This is a genomic window from Streptomyces sp. NPDC001514 (assembly GCF_053597075.1).
The window spans coordinates 175,776-181,775 of record NZ_JBSFHO010000014.1 but is presented as its reverse complement, the minus strand read 5'-3'; the positions used below and the strand labels follow the sequence as shown (position 1 = coordinate 181,775).

At 72.7% G+C, this 6,000-nt stretch carries 5 protein-coding genes; 3 read left to right on the top strand and 2 right to left on the bottom strand.

What is annotated here, in order from left to right; translation table 11 throughout:
• The first annotated feature begins 134 nt into the window (after positions 1–134).
• Positions 135–1,424, top strand: coding sequence for a DUF6986 family protein (locus ACWCXB_RS17500; protein WP_450723717.1), 1,290 nt, complete (start codon positions 135–137; stop codon positions 1,422–1,424).
• A gap of 93 nt (positions 1,425–1,517) precedes the next feature.
• On the opposite strand, the gene ACWCXB_RS17495 is transcribed toward ACWCXB_RS17500, so the two are convergent.
• Positions 1,518–2,807, bottom strand: coding sequence for an MFS transporter (locus ACWCXB_RS17495; protein WP_450723715.1), 1,290 nt, complete (start codon positions 2,805–2,807; stop codon positions 1,518–1,520).
• A gap of 193 nt (positions 2,808–3,000) precedes the next feature.
• Positions 3,001–3,981, bottom strand: a complete 981-nt coding sequence (locus tag ACWCXB_RS17490) for a LacI family DNA-binding transcriptional regulator (protein ID WP_450723729.1) — start codon at positions 3,979–3,981, stop codon at positions 3,001–3,003.
• 249 nt (positions 3,982–4,230) lie between these two features.
• Here ACWCXB_RS17490 and ACWCXB_RS17485 point away from each other — a divergent pair, with 249 nt between their 5' ends.
• A complete protein-coding gene (locus ACWCXB_RS17485) occupies positions 4,231–5,190 on the top strand; it encodes an ROK family protein (protein WP_450723713.1) in 960 nt (319 codons plus the stop codon).
• Positions 5,191–5,347: 157 nt separating this feature from the next.
• Positions 5,348–5,719 carry a hypothetical protein gene (locus tag ACWCXB_RS17480; protein ID WP_450723711.1) on the top strand — a complete coding sequence of 124 codons (372 nt, stop codon included), beginning with the start codon at positions 5,348–5,350 and terminating at the stop codon, positions 5,717–5,719.
• The last annotated feature ends 281 nt before the right edge of the window (positions 5,720–6,000 follow it).

The following is a 6,000-nucleotide window of genomic DNA, read 5'->3' as shown; positions in this document are numbered from 1 at the left end:
CGGGGCCGCACGGTGAACTCACCGCGCGGCCCCGTGCCGTTGCAGGGGACCATTGACGCAGGTCAGTCACCCCGACTAACTTCACCATACGGATTATTGATTCCGTGCAGCGGAAAACAGGAGGGTGTGCAGCGATGGGTCAGCAGGAGAAGGTGGCGACGAGCCTCGCCGGTGCGGTCAGCGAGAGCATCAGCGCCTCCCTCGCACCGGTGGACGCCGAGCTCGCCCGCCGCTACCCGGGAGACCCCGGCAACCGCCAGCCCGTCCACACCGTCTACGTACCCGGCGACGCCTTCGGCGCCGACACCATCCGCTCCTGGGGCGACCAGGCGCTCGCCGCGCTCGACGAGCACGCGCCGGACGCCGCGACCCTCGCCCGCGTCCTCGGCCTGTCCGACGAACTCGCCGAACCGGTGTACACGCGCGTACGGGCCAAGCTGGAGCGCGAGCCCATCGAGGACCTCCGCGTCGACTTCGAGGACGGCTATCACGGCCGCGACGAGGACGCGGACGCCGCCCGCGCCGCCCGGCTGATCCCGGAGGCGTACGCGAAGGGCACCGCGGCCCCGTACATGGGCATCCGCATGAAGTGCATGGAGGCCGCCGTACGCGACCGCGGCATCCGGACCACGGACGTCTTCCTCACCGGCCTGATAGAGCACGGCGGCCTCCCCGAGGGCCTCGTCCTCACCCTCCCCAAGGTCACCTACCCCGAGCAGGTCACGGCGTTCGTCCGGCTCCTCGAGGCCTTCGAGAAGGCCCACGGCCTGGACGCCGGCCGGATCGGCTTCGAGATCCAGATCGAGACCAGCCAGTCCATCCTCGCCGCCGACGGCACCGCCACCGTCGCCCGCATGATCGACGCCGCCGAGGGCCGCGCCACCGGTCTGCACTACGGCACCTTCGACTACAGCGCCTGCCTCGGCGTCAGCGCCGCGTACCAGGCCAGCGACCACCCGGCCGCCGACCACGCCAAGGCGGTCATGCAGGTCGCCGCGGCCGGCACGGGCGTCCGCGTGTCCGACGGCTCCACGAACGTGCTGCCCGTCGGCTCCACCGAGCACGTCCACGACGCCTGGAAGCTGCACTACGGCCTGACCCGCCGCGCGCTGGCCCGCGCTTACTACCAGGGCTGGGACATGCACCCGGGCCACCTCCCGACCCGCTACGCCGCCGTCTTCGCCTTCTACCGCGAGGGCATGGAGGCAGCCGCGGCCCGCCTCGCCGCGTACGTCGCCAGGACCGAGGGCGACATCATGGACGAGCCCGCCACCGCGAAGGCCCTCAGCGGCTATCTGCTGCGCGGGCTCGACTGCGGCGCGCTCGACGACGAAGAGGTGGCCCGCCTCACGGGGTTGACGCGCGCCGAACTCGACGGCTTCGCGCGGCCGCGACGTGGCGACCTGACGGCCACGGCCCAGTAGCACCCGACAGCCCTCGCCGGACCTGTCACCGCTGCCCTGTCCGGAGGAGCGGGCAGGGCTGCGGTGTCCCGGGCTGTGCCGGCAGTGCGCTGGTCAGGTCAGGGCAGGCAAGCGCTCCGGTCGGCGCCGGCGGACCGGGGTGAGCACCGCCAGCGCCGCCACCAGCAGGCAGCACGCGCCGGCGGCCAGGCCCACGGGGGCCGTGCCATGACGTTGCGCGGCCCAGGTGAGAACGGCCGCGCCGATCGGGGCTGCCGAGTAGTGGATGGTCCAGAACGCCGAGGTGACCCGCCCCAGCAAGTGCTCGGGCGTCACCTCCTGACGCAGCGACATCGAGCACGTGCCCGCGATGCCGGCGCAGCCCAGGAACGTCGCGGTCATGACCGCGACGCCCGCCACACTGCCGGCCCAGCCGATGCCCGCCACGGCGACCCCGCACAGCGCGACCGCGCCGATCCAGGTCGCACCGAAGCCGAGCCCGCGGCGGATCGGGGCCACGAGAAGCGCTCCCGTGATCGTGCCCGTCGCCCCCACCGCGAAGACCGTCCCCACCGCGCCGTCGCTCTGGCCGAGGTCGTGCTTGAGGTGGTAGATGAGCAGGTCGTTGAGGCCGAGCGTCAGGAAGCTGAAGACCGACAGAAGGACGGTCAGGCTCCGCAGCACGGGGTGCCGGCGCAGGAAGGACACCCCGGCGATCAGGTCCGTCCACAGCCTCCGCGGAGCCGCTTTCGCGTCCGGTTCCGACGTCCGCTCGGTCGGGGTCGCGCGCGTACCGCCCCGGAACCGCACGAAGCCCAGGCAGGCTGCGGACACGCCGAAGCTCGCCGCATCCACGCCGACCGCGGCCGCCGGCCCGAACCGGGCCGCCACCACGCCCGCGCACAGCGGGCCGACCACCCCGGCCGCCGCGGCCGTCGCGTTGAGCCTGCCGTTGGCCTCCGTGATCCGGCTGCCGCTCACAAGGCTCCGGACGACGGTCACGTAGGTGACGGCGAACAGCATCCCAACCGCCTCGCCGAGCGGCAGGAGCACATAGAGCAGCCAGATCTGCGGGCCGAACACCCATACCAGCGGGACCAGTCCGTACAGCATCATACGAACGACGTCGCAGGCGATCAGCAGCTTCCTGCGGTCCACGCGGTCCACCACGACCCCGGCGAATACTCCTGCGACGAGCGAGGCCGCACCGGCGACGCCGGTCAGCAGTCCCATCTGCGCCACGGATCCCGTCTCGTGCAGCACCAGCAGCGGCAGTGCGATCAGGGCGAACGAGTCACCGACGACCGAGAGGGTCTGCGCGGCCCAGAAGACACCGAAGTCGCGGTCACGCCACAGCGGGCGTGACTGTTTTGATATCCGCTCGTCGGCGGCGAGTTCGGCCATGGGGAGGAGCGTAAGCGGGTGGTGGGTGCAAAGGCCCGTGATTATGCGCCGCGCTGATGGCGGCTCAGCGGCCTGCGAGGAGCCGTGCCTCGTTCACCTTGCGTGAATGTGCTCGCCGCCGGGCCCGTCGGTGCCGCACCTGGTCAGCTGCACCGGCGAGGGGGCGACGGCGCCGCCCGCCCGGCCGCGCGGCTCAGGCACCCGGCGGCAGTTCGCCCGAGCCGCGTGCGATCAGCCGGGTCGTCAGCTCGACGCGGGCGGGCGCCTCGGCCACCCCGTCGAGCCGGCGGAACAGCCGTTCCGCGGCGGTACGGCCGAGCGCTGCCGCGTCCTGCGCAACGACGGTGATGCCGAGCAGATCGGCGAGCTCGATGTCGTCGAACCCGACCAGGGCGACCGGCGTTTCGAGGCTCGCCAGGACCCTGACGGCCGTCACGGTCACCCGGTTGTTGCCGGCGAAGACCGCGGTGACCGGGTCAGGACCGGAGAGCATCGTCTCCACCGCGGCCGTGACCCGCTCGGGGTCGGTCGAGCCGAGGGAGACCCACCGCTCGTCCGCCGGCAGGCCCGCGTCCTCCATCGCGGCGCGGTACCCGCGCAGCCGCTCCGTGGCCGTGTGGATGCGCGGCTGGTCGCCGATGAACCCGATCCTGCGGTGCCCGTGGGCGATCAGATGGGCCACGCCCTCCCGGGAACCACCGAAGCTGTCGGAGAGGACGACGTCCGCGTCGATCCGCCCGGCCGGCCGGTCCACGAACACCGTCGCGATGCCCGCCTTGATCTCGGGCTCCAGATAGCGGTGGTCGTGACCCGCCGGGATCACGATCAGCCCGTCCACGCGGCGGGCGCACAGCGCCAGCACCAGCTCCTGCTCGCGGTCCGGGTCCTCCGCGCTCGATCCGTTGATCAGCAGCGCGCCGTGGGCCCGGGCGACCTCCTCCACCGCGCGGCTCAGCGGACCGTAGAAGGGGTCCGCGAGATCCTCCAGGACCAGCCCGACGGACGCCGTACGGCCCTTGCGCAGCACCCGGGCACTGTCGTTGCGCCGGAAGCCCAGCGCCTCGATGGCCTCCTGCACGCGCCGCTCGGTGTCCGGGGTGACGCCGGGCTCGCCGTTCACCACCCGCGAGACCGTCTTGAGCCCGACTCCCGCACGCGCGGCCACGTCCTTCATGGTGGGCCGGGTGCCGTAGCGGACGGTCTCGGGGCGGCGGGCGAACTCGGCCACAGTGCGCTGTCCTGTCGTTGTCGGTGCGCCCTCGGCGGGCACATGGGGTTCGCCCTGCGGACACCGCGGTGCTGTGCAAGGCTGTGGCGTCGAGCATAGGCCCTGGACAACGTTGTCAGGGCAATGGAGACTGGTCAACGAAGCCGCAGGTCCGCGGTGTGTCCTGGCTGCCTGTCCCTTGGAGATCGCACACCCATGCATAACGACCTCGTCGCCGCGCTCGACATCGGCGGCACCAAGATCGCCGGCGCGTTGGTGGACAGCAGCGGCAGCATTCTCGTGCGGGCCCAGCGGCCGACGCCGGCGCGCGAGGACGGCGAGACGGTGATGAGGGCAGTGGAGTCGGTGCTCGGCGAGCTCGCGGCGTCACCGCTGTGGTTGCACGCGACGGCCGTCGGCATCGGCAGCGCGGGACCGGTGGACGCGTCCGCCGGTACGGTGAGCCCGGTCAATGTGCCCGGCTGGCGCGGGTTCCCCCTGGTGGACCGGGTGCGTGCGGCCTCCGGTGGGCTCCGTGTCGAACTCGTCGGGGACGGTGTCGCGATCACCGCGGCCGAGCACTGGCTGGGCGCTGCCCGCGGGTACGACGACGCGCTGTGCATGGTGGTCTCGACGGGCGTCGGAGGCGGGCTGGTCCTCGGCGGCACGCTGCACCCCGGGCCCACGGGCAACGCCGGCCACATCGGCCACATCAGCGTGGACCTCGACGGCGACCTGTGCCCGTGCGGCGGCCGCGGCTGCGTGGAACGGATCGCTAGCGGCCCCAACATCGCGCGCCGTGCCCTCGAGAACGGCTGGCGGCCGGGCCCCGACGGGGACACCTCGGCGGCCGCCGTCGCCGCCGCGGCGACGGCCGGTGACCCCGTCGCGATCGCCTCCTTCGAGCGTGCGGCCCAGGCGCTGGCCGCCGGCATCGCCGCGACGGCGACCCTGGTCGAGATCCGCATCGCCGTCGTCGGCGGGGGAGTGGCGGGCGCGGGTGACGTCCTCTTCACCCCGCTGCGACGGGCGCTGCACGACTACGCGACGCTCTCCTTCGTCCAGGGCCTCGTCGTGGCCCCGGCCCTCACCGGCACGGACGCGGGCCTGCTGGGGGCGGCAGCCGCCGCCTCGCCGGTGCTGCGGGGCGAGAGGGCGGCGTCGCTCAACGGCTGAACGGGTGGGGCGCGGGGCGGTCCTGGACGCCTTCGGCGAGCCTTGCCCCTCCCCGCCCCTTCCCGAACTGGGGGCTTCGCCCCCCTCGTCGGCGCCGAGTTCCACGGCGGGCGGCAGCGTTGCCCAGCCAGGGTCCGCCGACACGCGCACCAGCACCGTGCCGTGCGCAGGCACCGTCGTCGTCGCAGCGGCAGCAGGCGGCTTCTACGCCGGCCGCGCGACCGCACCGGTCGGAGAAGACCGCGGATGCGTCGAGGCCAAGCAGGCACTCCAGACGAACATGGGAGTGGTCGACGCGCACATCGCACAGACTCGCCAGGGGTACCAGGGCAACCCGGTCGCGGCGCAGGCCGCCTACCAGAATGCACCGAACATCATCCTGCAGAACCCGGACTGCTTTTCCGCAGGAGATCGGGTGGCTGCTCAGACGACGAAGGATCAGGCGGCGCTCAATCAGCAAAGCCAGGACATGTGGCAACTGAGGCGTTCCGTGTGCGAGGCCGCGGACAAGTCCTGGTGGAATTGCTGACCCTCGTTGTCAGTGCCGCCTGAGACACTGAGGCATCCCATCCGCTGCTGGCTGCGGCGCGACTCGGACCCGCCCGTCGGAACAGCGCCCGACGGGCGGGACGAACCTCAGTCCTCCGGGTGCCCGACGCGCTTCTTCAACACTGTCTCGACGTCGTACCGGTTCTGCCCGGTCGCCTCCGCGTATGCCGTGACTGCGGCGTGCAACCGCTCCGTGGCATCCACCCAGGGCGCTCACGCCTCCGCACTGTACGGCTGCGCGGTCGCCTCCTTGCGGGCCGC